At 60.4% G+C, this 14,604-nt stretch carries 11 protein-coding genes; 3 read left to right on the top strand and 8 right to left on the bottom strand.

Features of this window, described 5'->3' with window-relative positions:
* Positions 1–4 precede the first annotated feature (4 nt).
* The 3 genes from ACILSE_RS09305 (at position 5) to ACILSE_RS09295 (ending at position 6,909) form a co-directional block, all read left to right on the top strand.
* Positions 5–1,276, top strand: coding sequence for an amidohydrolase family protein (locus ACILSE_RS09305; RefSeq protein ID WP_395717106.1), 1,272 nt, complete (start codon positions 5–7; stop codon positions 1,274–1,276).
* A gap of 109 nt (positions 1,277–1,385) precedes the next feature.
* Positions 1,386–2,924: a sialate O-acetylesterase gene (locus ACILSE_RS09300; protein ID WP_395717105.1), complete on the top strand. Its 1,539-nt coding sequence runs from the start codon at positions 1,386–1,388 to the stop codon at positions 2,922–2,924.
* 49 nt (positions 2,925–2,973) lie between these two features.
* Positions 2,974–6,909: a LamG-like jellyroll fold domain-containing protein gene (locus tag ACILSE_RS09295; RefSeq protein ID WP_395717104.1), complete on the top strand. Its 3,936-nt coding sequence runs from the start codon at positions 2,974–2,976 to the stop codon at positions 6,907–6,909.
* 53 nt (positions 6,910–6,962) lie between these two features.
* On the opposite strand, the gene ACILSE_RS09290 is transcribed toward ACILSE_RS09295, so the two are convergent.
* From ACILSE_RS09290 to ACILSE_RS09255, 8 genes are all read right to left on the bottom strand, one after another.
* Complete coding sequence (locus ACILSE_RS09290; protein WP_395717103.1) at positions 6,963–7,820, bottom strand: fumarylacetoacetate hydrolase family protein; 858 nt, start codon at positions 7,818–7,820, stop codon at positions 6,963–6,965.
* A gap of 45 nt (positions 7,821–7,865) precedes the next feature.
* Positions 7,866–8,654, bottom strand: coding sequence for an SDR family NAD(P)-dependent oxidoreductase (locus ACILSE_RS09285; RefSeq protein ID WP_395717102.1), 789 nt, complete (start codon positions 8,652–8,654; stop codon positions 7,866–7,868).
* 55 nt (positions 8,655–8,709) lie between these two features.
* Positions 8,710–10,164, bottom strand: a complete 1,455-nt coding sequence (locus ACILSE_RS09280; protein WP_395717101.1) for a hypothetical protein — start codon at positions 10,162–10,164, stop codon at positions 8,710–8,712.
* Positions 10,161–11,483 (bottom strand): polysaccharide deacetylase family protein, encoded by a 1,323-nt coding sequence (locus ACILSE_RS09275; RefSeq protein WP_395717100.1) that lies wholly within the window; start codon positions 11,481–11,483, stop codon positions 10,161–10,163. Before ACILSE_RS09275 ends, ACILSE_RS09280 begins: the two co-directional genes overlap by 4 nt.
* Positions 11,484–11,503: 20 nt before the next feature.
* Positions 11,504–12,289, bottom strand: a complete 786-nt coding sequence (locus ACILSE_RS09270; RefSeq protein ID WP_395717099.1) for a ThuA domain-containing protein — start codon at positions 12,287–12,289, stop codon at positions 11,504–11,506.
* A 66-nt stretch (positions 12,290–12,355) separates the two neighbouring features.
* Positions 12,356–13,762, bottom strand: coding sequence for a DUF1501 domain-containing protein (locus ACILSE_RS09265; protein ID WP_395717098.1), 1,407 nt, complete (start codon positions 13,760–13,762; stop codon positions 12,356–12,358).
* 99 nt (positions 13,763–13,861) lie between these two features.
* Positions 13,862–14,287 carry a HEPN domain-containing protein gene (locus ACILSE_RS09260; RefSeq protein ID WP_395717097.1) on the bottom strand — a complete coding sequence of 142 codons (426 nt, stop codon included), beginning with the start codon at positions 14,285–14,287 and terminating at the stop codon, positions 13,862–13,864.
* On the bottom strand, positions 14,223–14,543 hold the full coding sequence (locus ACILSE_RS09255) for a nucleotidyltransferase domain-containing protein (protein WP_395717096.1): 321 nt from the start codon (positions 14,541–14,543) through the stop codon (positions 14,223–14,225). Before ACILSE_RS09255 ends, ACILSE_RS09260 begins: the two co-directional genes overlap by 65 nt.
* Positions 14,544–14,604 lie beyond the last annotated feature (61 nt).

Raw genomic sequence — 14,604 nt, 5'->3', positions numbered from 1 at the left:
CACCATGAAGCTCCAACCCGGCTCCACTCTCATCACCAACGGCCAGCTCATCGACGGGACCGGCGCCGCGCCGGTCCCGAATGCCGCCGTCATCGTCACGGATGGCCTCATTACTTATGCGGGTCCTGCCGCCGCGGCACCGCCAGCACCCGATGCCCGCGTCATCGACGCGAAGGGCGGCACCATCATGCCAGGGCTCATTGAGGCGCACATTCACCTGACTTATTTCAATGTCACCGAGCTGCAGGACCTCGACATCAAGTTCCCGGTCGAATACGTCACGTTGCAATCGGCGGTGAATGCGAATACGGCGCTCGAATGCGGCTACACCAGCGCCCGCAGTGGCGGTTGCCTTCACAACATCGACGTATGGATGAAAAAGGCCATCGAGGAGGACATGATCCCCGGTCCGCGACTCAGCGCGAGTGGTCGCGAGATCTGCGGTGCGGGCGGCTTGATGGATTGGAACCCCGACTATCGGAAAATCGGCATGGAAGGCATTGTCTTCATCGTGAACGGCCCCGAGCAGGCCCGCACGGCTGTGCGCAAACTGGTCAAAGACGGCATCGAGTGGGTTAAAACCTATCCCACAGGCGATGCGGCCTCTCCCGACATCAATGATCACCACACGCTGTGCATGACCTTTGATGAAATGCATGCCGTGGTCGCCACCGCGCACAATCACGGCCTCAAAGTCACCGGCCACTGCCGTGCCCGCGATGGCATCTACAACGCTCTCAAGGCCGGTTACGATGCCATCGAGCACGGCACCTTCATGGACGACGAATGCCTCGAACTCCTGCTCAAGCGCAACGTGCCGATGTGCCCCGGTCTCGGCTTTGAGCTTTTCAGCGTGGAGCGCGGCAAAGACTTCGGCCTCTCGCAGCGAGTGCTCGACGGCCATCAAGAAACGCTCGAAGCTGGAGCCGAAAGCGCCCGAATGGTGCTCAAAGCCGGCGGCACGCTCGGCCTCGGCGGTGATTACGGCTTTGGCTGGACCCCGCACGGCACTTACGCGCAGGAACTGACCTTCTTCGTGAACTACGTCGGCTTCAGCGTGCTCGATACGATCAAATGCGCCACCCTAGGCGGCGCGAAGATGATGGGCCGCGCCCACGAGCTCGGAACGCTGGAAAAGGGCAAACTCGCCGATGTCCTCGTCGTCGATGGCGATGTGATGAAGGACATCCGCATCCTCGAAAACCGCGACAACCTCCTCGCCGTGATGCAAGGCGGCGTGGTGAAGGCGGGCACGCTGACACAGCCGCTTTCATGATCGGGACTGGGAAGCAAACACACCGAGATATTCGCGTTTTTTGATTCCGCTCCGGCGACTCCCTGATCCTGACACCCATCCGCATCCCTCACCGTCTTTCCATCCACCGATGAAACCCTTGTTAACCATTCTCGCCATTCTCGTTGCTGGCACTTCACTCCAGCACGCCGCTGAATTGCGCCTTGGCTCGCCCTTCTCCGATCACATGGTGCTGCAACGCGAAAAGCCCGTCGCGCTGTGGGGCTGGGCGGATGCGGGAGAGTCCGTGACCGTTTCCTTTGCAGGGCAGTCGAAGACCGCCACCACCGGCACGGATGGCAAGTGGTCGCTGAAGCTCGATGCCATCGCTGCTTCCGCAGAGCCGCGTGCGCTGCTCGTGACCGGCAACGAAGGGCGCAAGGTCGAGGTGAAGGACGTGCTCGTGGGCGAGGTCTGGCTCGGTTCCGGGCAGTCGAACATGGCGATGACCGTGGCGGGTTGTTACCACTTCGATGCCGAAAAAGCCGCCGCGAAGTATCCGCTCATCCGCCATTATCGCGAAAGCTCCGGCCCCTCCGACACACCGCAGGCCGAGGGCAAAGGCGCATGGCAAATCTGCACACCGGACACCGTCGGTGGCTTCTCCGCAGCGCTGTATTTCTTTGGTCGCGAGATTCACCGGGAAGTCGGCGTGCCTGTCGGCCTCATCAACACCTCCGTCGGCGGCACGCCCATCGAGTCGTGGGTCGCCGCCGAGGCGCAGTCCTCCGATCCCGAGACAAAGGCGAACTACGACACGCGGCTGGACGCGCACCGGAAGTTCGATCCCGCGCAAGCGCCCGCGTTGCATGAGAAGCAGCTCGCCATTTGGAAGAAGGCCTCCGAGAAGGCGAAAGCCGACGGCACTCCCTTCGTCGTCCCGCCGCCCAAAGATCCGCTGGCGATGTGGAAGCTCAAAGGCGGCCCCAGCGGCCTCTTCAACGGCAAAGTGGTCAATCTCTTGCCTTACACGCTGCGTGGAATGCTTTGGTATCAAGGCGAAGGCAATGCCAACAGCAATCCCGGCCTCTACCACAAGCAGCTCACGCAGCTCGTCACAAGCTGGCGCACGCTTTGGCAGGACGAGGTGCCCTTCGCGTGGGTGCAGCTCCCGAACTTCACCTCGCCCGGTGAAGGCTGGCCGCGTGTGCGCGAATCCATGCTGAAGACGCTCGCGCTGCCCAAGACCGGCATGGCCATCACCATCGACCTCGGCGATGCGAAGGACATCCATCCGAAGAACAAACAAGACGTCGGCAAGCGTCTCTCCTTCTGGGCTCTCGGCACCGTGTATGGCAAAGACGTCCCCGCCACCAGCGGCCCACTGCCCGCAGACTCGAAAATCACCGGCAACGCCATCACCATCTCCTTTAAACATGCCAACGGCGGCCTGAAATCCATCACCGGCGGCCCCCTCACCGGCTTCCAAATCGCCGCCGCCGATCAGCAGTGGAAACCTGCTGAAGCCAAGATCGTCGGCGAGACGGTTGTCGTCAGCAGCCCCGAGGTCTCCCAACCCGTGGCCGTTCGTTACGCCTGGAAAGATTGGCCTGATTACAGCCTCGCCAATGGCGCTGGATTGCCCGCCTCGCCCTTCCGCACGGATGACTGGCCTGTGGTGAAGAAGTAAAATTTGTGAAGGCCTACAGAACACACGACACATCCGGAATACTGATTTTATGACACCTAGCATCGCCCTACGACACCTCTGCCTTCTGCTCCTTTCCGCGTATTCCGCGTGTTCTGTAGGCCAAATCTCCGCTGCCGATCTCTTCGACAAACAAAACCTCGCCGCGTGGTGCATTGTGCCGTTTGATAAGGCCAAACGAACGCCCGAAGCACGTGCCGAGATGGTGGCGAAGATGGGGATCAAGAAAGTCGCGTATGACTGGCGGCCGGAGCATGTGGTGGAATTTGAGCGAGAGATCCTCGCGTATCAGCAGCACGGCATCGAGATGTTCGCGTTCTGGGGCACGCATGATGAGGCCTTCCGGCTGTTTGAGAAGTACAAGCTCCATCCGCAGCTCTGGATCATGATGAAGGGCTCTGGCGAGACGCAGGAGGCACAGGTCAAGTCGGCCGCAGAAGGTCTGTTGCCCATCTTGGCCAAAGCGAAGGCCATCGGCAGCAGCGTCGGCATCTACAACCACGGTGGCTGGGGCGGCGAGCCGGAAAACATGGTCGCCGTGTGCGAGTTCCTGAAGAAGAACCACCGCACCGACAACATCGGCATCGTTTACAACCTCCACCACGGCCACAGCCACCTCGACCGCCTGCCCAAAGCCATCGAGGCCATGAAGCCGCATCTCCTTTGCCTCAACCTCAACGGCATGGACATCGCGGGCGACACGAAGGGCCGCAAGATCCTGCCGCTCGGCGTGGGCACGCAGGATGTGACCGTGCTGCGCCAAATTCGCGCCAGCGGCTACAGCGGCCCGATTGGCATCCTCAACCACACCAACGAGGACGCCGAAGGTCGGCTGCTCGACAACCTCGATGGGTTGAAGTGGCTCGTGCCACAGCTTGATGATGCCAAGCCTAGAGCGAGGCCGTCGTATCGCACCTGGAGTGAGAAGTCAGAAGTGAGAAGTCAGAATTCAGAGGTCGGCAAAGCCGAGACGGTGGCATCGTGGAATGAAGAGTTTGGCAAGGCGCTGAAGGGCGGCTGGATGGTGGAGGGGGATGCGGAATACTCGAAGCTGCCGTTCACGGTCGAGTGTCGCGCGAGGCTGGATGGCAAAAACGGCTTCAACATCCTCGTCGCGTCCGAGATGAAGGCCTCGGCCACGCATTGGGAACTCTACACGATGGCGAAGAGCGGCACGCTGGCGCTTTACATGCCCGGTCGCGGCGGGAACTACGATTCGAAGATCGATGTGTGCGATGGGAAGTGGCACGACCTCCTCGCCAGCGCCGATGACAAGGGCGTGATGCTGTGGATCGATGGGAAGCAGGTCTTCGAGAAACCTGTGCAGCCGCTCACCGAAAAACCGCAGCTTGGGCAGCTCGCCTTTGGCCGCCTCGTCGAAGGCACGATTGGTTGCGATGGCGTCGTGGATGATGTGCGCATCACGCGCGGCGTGATGAAGCCGCGCAAAACGACCTCGCCACGCCAGCGCATGGACAACACGCTGGGCTTGTGGAGCTTTGACAACCTCGATGCACTGCTGCCGCCGCCCGCGCCAAAAGCCGCCGAGTTCAAACCCGAACTGCCACCGTTGAACCAAGCCGACAACCAGCACTGGCAGCACTTCGTGAACCGCGAGCGCGTGTTCGACTTCTACGGCAAGCAGGCGCTGCACTTCATGAAGCAGAAGCCGCTGCCCGAACTGATCCCGCAGTTCCCCGGCATGGACGGCGGCCAGCAAGGCCACTGGGGCAATCAAAATGACCAAACCACGTGGAAGGATGGTCGCTGGGCCGCGAGTGATCTTGGGAATGTGTTTAGCGGGGTTTTCAAAGGAGCAGGACTCGCCATTCCGAAGGCCGTGTGCGTGCGCTTCGATGACAAAGCAGCCGTCTTTGATCCCGAACGCATGGCGTGGCGCTTGGAATGGTCCGGAGGCTTTCTCAAGCTCAACGACGCCCGCCACGGATTCATGGCCGGTGCGCCGATGGATGGCAAAGTGACCTCCAAAGAAGAAAAGAAGCTCTCCGGCACCTACCGCGGCTTTTTCCGCCGCGTCAATGAAGTCAACATTGTCACCAGTGAATCACCCTTACCTACTCCAGGCCCCGCTCAATGGCCTCAATGGATCGAAACCAAAGGCGAGCTCGGCGCCCAAGCGCCATTCGCCACGGACCGCATCACGATTCCGTTCGAGAATCGGTATGGCACGCTCTTCTTTATTACCGCGCATGATTTCTTCAGCGATGGCACCGCAGCTATCGCGACGATGACCGGCGAGGTGTGGCTGGTGAAGGACATCGACGAGAAGCTGGAAAAACTGCGCTGGAAACGCTTCGCCACTGGTCTGCATCAGCCGCTGGGCATGAAGATCGTGAAGGACAAGCTCTACGTGCTTGGTCGCGATCAAATCACCTGCCTGCACGATCTGAATGGCGATGACGAAGCCGATTTCTACGAGTGCGTGACGAACGCGATGCAGACCTCGCCCGGCGGCCACGATTTCATCGTCGGACTCGAAACGGACAAAGAAGGCCGCTGGTATTTCGCTTCCGGAAATCAAGGCGTATGCCGGATCGAAGTGGGGCGGGCACTCTTGCCCGCCGAAAGCGCTCCATTGCGGGCAAGAGTGCCCGCATCACTTCAAATCCTCGCCACCGGCTTCCGCAATCCGAACGGGCTCGGTCTCTCACCGGATGGTCGCTTTATCACCACGAGCGGCCAGGAGGGCGATTGGACACCCGCCACCTCCATCTTCCAGATCGAGCTCGATCAGAACCTCGGTGCGCACTTTGGCGCGGGTGGTCCGAAGGATGGGAAGGTGCCGGAGCCGGTGCTGATGTATCTGCCGCGTGGCGAGGACAACTCGGCGAGTTCGCAGGTGTTTATTCCAGACGCAGCCGGGACGGCTGCACCACACTCTTGGGCTGCGTTGAAGGGTGATAACAACCTCATTCATCTCTCCTCGGGCGGTGGCAGCGCGTGGTTGATGATGCGACAGCAGGTGAAAGGTCGCTGGCAAGCCGCGGCGGTCAAAATCAGCGGGAACTTTGATTCCGGCCCGCAGTGTGCGCGATTCAATCCGAAGGACGGGCATCTCTATGTGAATGGCATGCAGGGCTGGGGCACTTACACGCCGAAGGACGGCTGTTTTCAGCGAGTGCGCTTCACCGGTGGCGATAAACCCGTGCCCGTTGGCTTTGAAGCACGCGATAACGGCGTGATCATCCGTTTCAACCAGCCCGTGAAAGACGCCGATGCCGCCACCTGCTTCGCGCAGTGCTGGAACTACAAATACGGGCCGCAATACGGCTCGCCGGAGTATTCCGTGAAGTATGCGGACACGCCCGGCCATGATCCGTTGGAGGTGCGCAGCGTGCAAAAGCTCGATGGCGGCAAGACGCTCTTCCTCGAAATCCCGCAGATCGTGCCCGCAGGCCAGATTCACCTGCATCTGAGCACCGGGCATGATGTTTTCATGACGGCGCATGCCTTGGCGGAGCCGTTCACGGAGTTCGCTGGCTACACGAAGATCGCCAAAACGAACCACGCAGCGCAAATCGGCCTCGAAGCCCCCAAACCGGCCAAACCGAACCCGTGGGCCAAAGGCGAGCCCGGACGCGAAATCATCGTCGAGGCCGCTTTGGGCCTGCAATTCGTCCAAAAGCAGCTTTTGGCCAAAGCGGGCGAAAAACTCACCATTCGCTTCAAGAACCCGGACGTCGTGCCGCACAACTGGCTGCTCGCGAAGCCCGGCTCACTGCAAAAGCTCGGCGAGAAGGTCAACCTCATGATCACCGACCCGCAAGGCATGCAAAAGCACTACGTCCCCGACAGCGACGACGTCATCGCCTACACCGACATGACCAATCCGAAGGCCGAGTTCGTCATCCACCTCACCGCGCCGAAGGAAAAAGGCGATTACCCTTATCTCTGCACCTTCCCTGGCCACTGGATGGTCATGAATGGCGTGATGAAGGTGGAATAAAAAATGCCGGGCTTTTGGCCCGGCATTTCCATTTCAATCCTAGTCGATTCAGATCAGGCACACGCCACAGCCGTCTGGCCTTGCTCGCCGAGGCCTTCGACGCCGAGTTCGATGACGTCGCCGGGCTTCATGAAGACGGGGTCCGGTTTGAAGCCGAGGCCGACGCCAGGAGGTGTGCCGGTGGTGATGAGATCGCCGGGCAGGAGGCTCATGAACTGGCTGAGGTAGCCGACCAGCTTCTTCACGCCGAAAATCATCTGCGCGGTGCTGCTGTTCTGGATCGTTTTGCCGTTCAGCTTGAGCCAGAGCTTCAAATTCTGCGGATCAGGGATCTCATCTCTCGTGGCGAGGAAGGGCCCGATCGGCGCGAAGGTGTCGCAGCTCTTGCCTTTGACCCACTGGCCGCCGCGCTCGAGCTGCCATTCGCGTTCGCTGTAATCGTTGTGCACGCAGTAACCGGCTACATGGCTCATGGCGTTGTCTTCGCTGACGTAGCTGGCCTTTTTGCCTATGACAAAAGCCAGTTCGACCTCCCAATCGCTCTTCTTCGAGTTCTTCGGGATCACGACGTTGTCATTCGGGCCGCAGATGGCCGAGGTGGCCTTGAAAAAGACGATCGGTTCCGCCGGAATGGGCATGCCGCTCTCCTTGGCGTGATCGACGTAGTTCAAGCCGATGCAGATGATCTTGCTAGGACGCGCGATGCACGGCCCGAGACGTACGCTGGCATCGACGGTGGGCGCAGAGGCCGCGTTGGCCTTCGCCCAGGCAGCGAGACGCTCCAGATCATCACCACCGAAGAATTTTTCATCGTAGTCGCTGCCAAAGGCGCTCGCGTCGATGCGGCGGCCGTCTTCAAGCTGCAGGCCGGGTTTTTCTTCTCCAGGGTTTCCAAAGCGGATCAGTTTCATGCGGTTGTTCTTGGTTCGTTGTTCTTGGTTCTTCGTTTCAGAGACTCATTTCTTCTCGTCGCCTTCCGCATTCGCGTAGCGGCCGATGATCGGATACTGCTCCAGCTCCGCGACGGTGCCGGTGACCGGGTAGCTTTCGCGGCCGACCCAGTAAACACAAGCGGCAGCAATGTCCTCAGGCATCAAAAGCCGGCCCATCGGCACGACGCTGGGCGGCAGGCGCTCCGGCCAGCCTTCGCCGAGTCCATCGCCGATTTTGACCTGGTATTCGTTGTCCGAGAGCGTCCAGCCGACGTTGAGCTGGTTCACGCGCACGCGGTCCATGCCCAGCGAGTCAGCGAGATTGCGCGTCATGGTCATGAGCGCGCCTTTGGACATGGAATAGGCCAGCATGTTCGCCTGACCGCAGTGAGCGAGCACGGAGCCGATGTTCAGCACGACGCCGGTGTTTTTCTTCAACTCCGGCAGCAGCGCGCGGATCAGCAACATGGGCGCACGGGCGTTCACAGCCATCATGCGGTCAAAGAAGGCCGCGTCCGTCGTGTCGATGCGTCCGCGGATGGTGAGCGCGGCGTTGTTCACCAGCGCATCGACCTTTCCAAAGGCCACGATGGCGTCTGCGGCGAGTTTTTCGGGATACGCGGCATCTTCGAGGCTCCCTTGACAAAACGCGGCCTTGTCCTCGCCGAGCTCCTTGCGCAGCGCCTGGCCGCGCACGGCATCGCGGCCATGCAGGATCACCTTCGCGCCTTCTTGGATGAAGCGGCGCGCCATGTGCTCGCCGATTCCTGTAGTGCTGCCGGTGATGAGGATGACCTGGTCTTTAAGTCGCATGATTGGGTTTGGGTTGGCTGGTTTCTATGGCGAGGGCAAGCAGATGCTCAAGACCTCACCTTGCAAGCTGTCGCAAAACTTCCGCGGCCTTCGTCTCAAACAGCTTCTGCCACTCGGGGGCCACGACCACGTCGCAATCCTCCTGCGCGTAGCCGGTGTTCCGGCGTTGCTGCTCGGTGGCGGTGTACCAGATGTAGCCGTTCGTGTAGCCGGAAACGTGCGCGTTGGCATCGGCGGCGGCTTTCTTGATGTTCAGACCGACCTGAACGGTGACTTCACCGGGGAAGGTCACGAGCTTGAAAGCGCCGACCCGCAAACCACACACCTCGGAATCGAGGGTGGCGCTGTTCGCGGCTTTTGTGTCAGCGAGGTGCTTTTTGAGCAAAGCGAGGTTCGCATTCAGCCGCGTGAGCTTTTCCATGATCGCGAGGTTGCTGAGGTAGGCTTCGACGAGCGCCTTGTTGTCGGCGTCGAGCTGCTGGAGCGGCTTGGCGTTGTCGAGATAGCCCTGGGCATAGTGCGAGGGCATGTCCGGGAAGATTTTGTGCTGCATGAGCAGTGGGAGGAAGGTCTTGAAATTGATGTTCGTGGGCTTCAAAGCCGCCACGAGGGCCTTTTGCTCGGTTTCGATGCTGGCGATGCGTTTTTCGAAATCGGCGGCGCGGGGCAATTGGAGCACTTCGCGGCTGATTTTCAGTGTGGCATCGTTTTGCGGCTCAAAACGGCGCAGCGCCGCCAAAACACTCGCGCCGAGCATCGTGCCGAGCGGCTCGGCATCGGCGGGACGGCTCACTTCTTTGTAATGAACGGGATTGATGTCGCCGCCGCAGCCTTGAACGAAGAACGCCATCGCGCCGGTGGCTTCTTCGATGACTTTGGAGGCAAAGCCGGGGTAATCGGCCGAGTTGCCCTTGCTCGGCGGGTTCATGATCGGATGGCAGGCGAACTGATACACGACCGCGAGCGGCGTGCCGTCCGCTCGATCCAGCCTCAGCAGACCGATCTGCGGATCAATCGGACCGGTGCTGACCACGTCCTCATCGCGCGGCATCGAGTAAGCGCGGCGCATGTCCGTCTGCGTACCGTCCTTGAGAAACATGCGGCGGTTTTCGCTGATGCGGCTCTCGCTGCCAGTTCCGGCGCTCACTTTGACCGGCACGAAGTTCTTCGCGGCCTCTTTGATGGCCTGCACAACGAGCTGCTGCAAATCCGTGCGCACGATGCCGTGGCAGTGGCTGGCATTGATGATGACCTCGTCGGCAAGATCGCCGAGTTCCTGCCGCACATTCGCGAGGAAGCCATTTCCGATGCGTCCGATGCCACCAATCGCCACCGCATCGACCGTGACGAGCACGGCGGTCGTCTCGCCGCTCTTCAAGACGAGCGCCTTGGCAAAACACGGATCATTCACCGGCACCGTGCGGTCGGTGATGTCCACTTTGGCGATGCCGGCGAGGATCTCGGCATGCAGCGGGAGACTGAGGAGAAGAAGAGCGAGCAGGTGTTTCATGGCGTGGCCTGAATGACAAAGGACGATGAGTGTGGAGAGACCTCGAAGCGCAGATGACTGTCGGCTGCGTTGATCGTTTGTCCTTTGGCATCACGGAGGAGGATCTGAGCGGACTTCCATGACTCAGGCGGGCTGAGTTCGAGGGTCAGCGGCTGGTCGTAGAGCGCCGCGTCGGTGGGGCAATCGAGCTGGAAGGCGAGGCTGTTTGAATCTGATTTCACCAGCGTGAGCTTCGAACTGCTGCGTTCGGTTTGATACTTGTGGATGTCCGCCATGCCGGCGATCCAGAGCTTGTCCTGATGCTCTTTGGCGATGTCGAGCGCGGCGCGGAAGTGTGCCTCGCTGCTGCTGAGTCCCTCGCCGATGTAGTGGTAATGCACGCGGCACCAGAGGCCGCGCTGGAGATGGGTTTCGAGCGCCTTGCGAAAAGCCTCCACACGTCCGCCATAGCTGTCATCCATGCCGAGCGAGCCGCTGGAGGCGTCAAACTGATGATACTTGTCAAGGTAGTGCCGAAGCGTGCGTGTCGTCTCCCAGAGTGTGCCGCCGCCGAGATTGAGAGCCGTGAGCTTGCTCTTGCCCGGCGTGAGTTTCCAAATCGCCTCCGCGGCACCGCCGATCTCGCGATCCATGTCGTCATCACCCTTCGCGCCGCGATGATGCGCGGAGTGGTTTGCCAGCTCCATGTCGCCCTGCTTCATCACGGCCTCCCATTCGGCGTGCTGCGTTTCGAATGAGTAGTTTTGACGGCTTCCAGGTTCTTTCGGACCGGGATTGACCATGAAAGTGCCTTTGAAGCCGTATTCGCGCAGGATCGGGATGGCTTTGCGGAGGTGCGTGGGATGCGAGTCGTCAAAACGGATGCTCAGCGCGGCGGTGCGGCCCTGTGGCCAGTTCGCGATGCGCACCTGCGCACCGCTCGTGGCATCCTGGATGACGCGTTCCTTGTCCGACGTGCTGCGTGGCAGCGGCACCGCCGGCGGAACGGCCTGCAAGACGAACGCGCTGATCTTGTCAGCCACAGACACGAGGAGAATTTCCCATTCGATGCCAGAGCGCCGCACCAGCATCGCGTCGCCAGCCTCGTCACGCACCTCCACATCATTCGCAGGCCAGACGTTGCGTCCTGAATTCGGCAGCTCGACCCGCACACTCAGCGGCTGCGATTCCCCCATGCGCTCGACCTGCACCCGCAGCTTGAACTTGTCCAAGTTCGTCGCGCTGACCTTCGCCGGACCTGAATAGCTTTCCAACGCGACTTTCACTCCGCCCAGATCGAGTGTTTGCGCACCAAGCCGGGTGACGAGGGAGTAGATCAATATCAAGTAACAAAAGGCCTTCATCGAGCTTTGGGGTTCAGAGTCCACTTCACGGCATTGACAAGCAAACGACGCACATCCGCGATCTGCATGTCTTCCGGCGCACCGAGGCTGGTGTAGAAGACGGGAGCCTTCTTTTCGCCATAAGTGCGTGTCCAAGCGATGGGCATGGGCGGGCTGGTGTCCGTCTTGGCTTTGCCGATGAGTAGCGGGGTAACATCAGCGACGAGCGGGAGCACTTTGTAGAGGGATTGGGCACCGAGGATGTTCGCGGGATTCACTCCGACGAGCAGCGGGCTGTTTTCAGCTCCTAGGGCGATGCTGACCGTGTAGGGTAGGCCTTTGGTTTCGTAGCCGGTATTCGGAGCGCCGAGGACTTCGTCGGTGAACTCCGGCCAGGGCACGAGGCTGGGATCGATGACCTCCTTGGGCTTCGGGATGAAGGCGTGGTTTGCGGTGCGGATGCCGAGAAGTGGTTTCCCTGCATCGAGATGAGCGCGGATGGCGGCCATTTGATCCTTCGGCGGGAAACGACGGCGTGAGAACAGCACGAGCAAATCCGCGTCCTTCAGCGCTTCGACGAGTCCGGCAAAGTGATGCGGCTGCGGCTTGTCGCCATCGATGATCGTGACCTGATGACCGAGCGGCCGGAGCTGCTTCTCGGCGAAGTCGCGCATGGTGCGCGGTGCTTCGTAGTTATTCGGGTCCTCGACGACCATGATGACAATGTTGGCCGCGTAAGTGCCTGCGGTGAATGTGCAGAGGCAGGCAAGCAGCAATAACAGACGTTTGTTCGAGGGTCGCATGTATGAGCATACGAACTTGGAGCAGCGTTTTAGCCGTGCTGAACCTGAAACGACAACGAAACGATATCACCCCAACAACCGCGTCAAAGGATGCCCTTCGTTCTGGTCGATGCGTTCGGGGAGGCCTTTGTGGTTGTAGGTGAGCTTGGTGTGATCGATGCCGAGCAGGTAAAGGATCGTCGCGTGGATCGAGTGGACATGCAGACGGTCCTCGACGGCATACAAGCCGAGGTCGTCGGTCGCGCCGTAGGTCTGACCGCCTTTCACGCCGCCGCCGGCCATCCACATGGTGAAGCCCGTGGGATTGTGGTCGCGTCCGTCGCCCTGCTCGGACATCGGCGTGCGACCGAATTCACCACCCCAGATGACGAGCGTCTCATCGAGCAGGCCGCGGGCCTTCAAATCGGAGAGCAAGCCCGCGATCGGTTTATCGACGGAGTTGCAATATTTGCCGTGATTCACCTCGATGCCTTTGTGAGCATCCCACTTGCTGCCTGCACCGCTGTAGAGCTGCACAAAGCGCACGCCATTTTCGACGAGACGACGCGCGAGGAGGCAGTTGCGGCCAAAAACGGCCGTGGCCTCGTTGTCCATGCCGTAGAGCTTCTTCGTGGCTTCACTCTCTTTGCTCAAATCGACGGCTTCAGGTGCCTCAGCCTGCATTTGATAGGCAAGTTCGTAGCCTTTGATGCGGGCATCGAGCTCGGTGTTGCTCGCACGTGACGCGTTGTAGTCGCGGTTCAAAGCACCGAGCAGGTCCAGCTTGTCGCGCTGGCGCACGCGATCGACGCCTTTGGGGTTGTCGAGGTATTTGATCGGCGTGCCTTCGGAGCTGAACTCCACGCCTTGATACACGGCAGGCATGAAGCCGTTGCCCCAGTTGCGCACGCCATTAACCACGGTGCCTTCGCTGTCCTTGATGACGACAAAGCCGGGCAAATTGCTGTTCGTGGTGCCGAGCCCATACTGCGCCCACGCACCGAGCGAGGGACGACCTCCGAAGACGGAGCCGGTGTTCATCGAGCACACGCCGCCGGCATGATTGATACCGCTGGAGGCACACGAGTGAATCACCGCGAGGTCATCGGCATGCATCGCGACGTTGCTGAACCAATCGGAGATCCACAAACCGCCCTGCCCATGCTGCTTCCAGGTGCGCTTGCACTCGAGGATCGGCGATTTCGTCTCGCCCATCGCGGTGATGGGTGCCTTGAAGCTGGCGGGCAGCGACTGGCCGGCGAGTTTGTTCAGCAGAGGCTTGTAGTCGAAGGTGTCGAGATGGCTCGGGCCGCCTTCCATGAAGAGGAAGATGACGCTCTTCGCCTTCGCCGGGCGATGCGCGACACGCAGCGGCGCCGCGCTGGCCTGCTCCTGACCCATGAGCGCTGCCAAAGCGACCGAGCCAAAGCCGCAGCCGGCCGTTTGCAGGAAGTCGCGACGCGACGTGGGGTGGTCGTAACGATTGCAGCGCATGGTGGTGGTGGGTTTAAACGGGGTATGGAAGCTCTCTTCCTCACCTAAAGGCCGTCACGACCCGTTTTTTGACACAAAAAATCGCATCCAAGCTTCCGATCACAGTCCCAAAGCCGTTCGTGCTTCCGCCCGAATGGCTTTCGCGTCCGCATGGCATCGCTTCATCTCGGCTGCCGTGGCCTCATTTCCGGGGTAGCGGATGCGCACCGCGTAGTCACTGATGCGGCTGGCCGCCGACATGAGGGCAGACCAGAGTGGTTCGATACCCAACACCAGCTGGATGAGTTGGTCGATCTGGTGGATTCGCGGGATTCGGATGCCTGCTTCCTCCATGCGTGCCTTCACATACTTCTCCGCCGACTGCTGGAAGTGGAAACAAACCTGGTCCCTGACGGGAGGCTTGCGCCGCCGCATCAAAGAGACTGCCAGCAGCCAGTCAGATTCCGCTTTTTTGATCCACTCACGCGTGGACGCCTTCATACATAACCCTCCCCTTTTCGGTAATGTCGAGGATGAAGGATTCACGGTCCAGGATGCGCGCATGAAGCCGGTCTTCAGGCTCCACGAGCACATCCACGGGAAATGAGGCAGGCACTTTCATCCGCATCTTGAAGCCCAGGTCCCGCCGGAAGCGATTCTTGGGCATCACCACCATCACATCCACATCAGAGTCCTCATCAGGCGTGCCATAGGCATAGGAGCCAAAAAGAATGATCTTCCGTGGCTTGAACGCGGCCGCGATGGCGTCGCAGTATTGCTGGATGGCTTTCCGGGAGATCATGGGGCGAGACTAACGACACGGCCCCCAACGGTCAAGCGGGGGAAATCCCTCGCAGGCATGA

This window comes from Prosthecobacter sp. (assembly GCF_044236155.1).
Classification (GTDB): domain Bacteria; phylum Verrucomicrobiota; class Verrucomicrobiia; order Verrucomicrobiales; family Verrucomicrobiaceae; genus Prosthecobacter.
This window is presented reverse-complemented; position numbering and strand designations above follow the sequence as displayed.

Excerpts from the sequence above, each read along its gene's own strand:
- ACILSE_RS09305 (WP_395717106.1), top strand. The coding sequence starts at position 5 with ATGAAGCTCCAACCCGGCTCCACTCTCATCACCAACGGCCAGCTCATC.
- ACILSE_RS09300 (WP_395717105.1), top strand. The coding sequence starts at position 1,386 with ATGAAACCCTTGTTAACCATTCTCGCCATTCTCGTTGCTGGCACTTCA.
- ACILSE_RS09295 (WP_395717104.1), top strand. The coding sequence starts at position 2,974 with ATGACACCTAGCATCGCCCTACGACACCTCTGCCTTCTGCTCCTTTCC.
- ACILSE_RS09290 (WP_395717103.1), bottom strand. The coding sequence starts at position 7,820 with ATGAAACTGATCCGCTTTGGAAACCCTGGAGAAGAAAAACCCGGCCTG.
- ACILSE_RS09285 (WP_395717102.1), bottom strand. The coding sequence starts at position 8,654 with ATGCGACTTAAAGACCAGGTCATCCTCATCACCGGCAGCACTACAGGA.
- ACILSE_RS09280 (WP_395717101.1), bottom strand. The coding sequence starts at position 10,164 with ATGAAACACCTGCTCGCTCTTCTTCTCCTCAGTCTCCCGCTGCATGCC.
- ACILSE_RS09270 (WP_395717099.1), bottom strand. The coding sequence starts at position 12,289 with ATGCGACCCTCGAACAAACGTCTGTTATTGCTGCTTGCCTGCCTCTGC.
- ACILSE_RS09265 (WP_395717098.1), bottom strand. The coding sequence starts at position 13,762 with ATGCGCTGCAATCGTTACGACCACCCCACGTCGCGTCGCGACTTCCTG.
- ACILSE_RS09255 (WP_395717096.1), bottom strand. The coding sequence starts at position 14,543 with ATGATCTCCCGGAAAGCCATCCAGCAATACTGCGACGCCATCGCGGCC.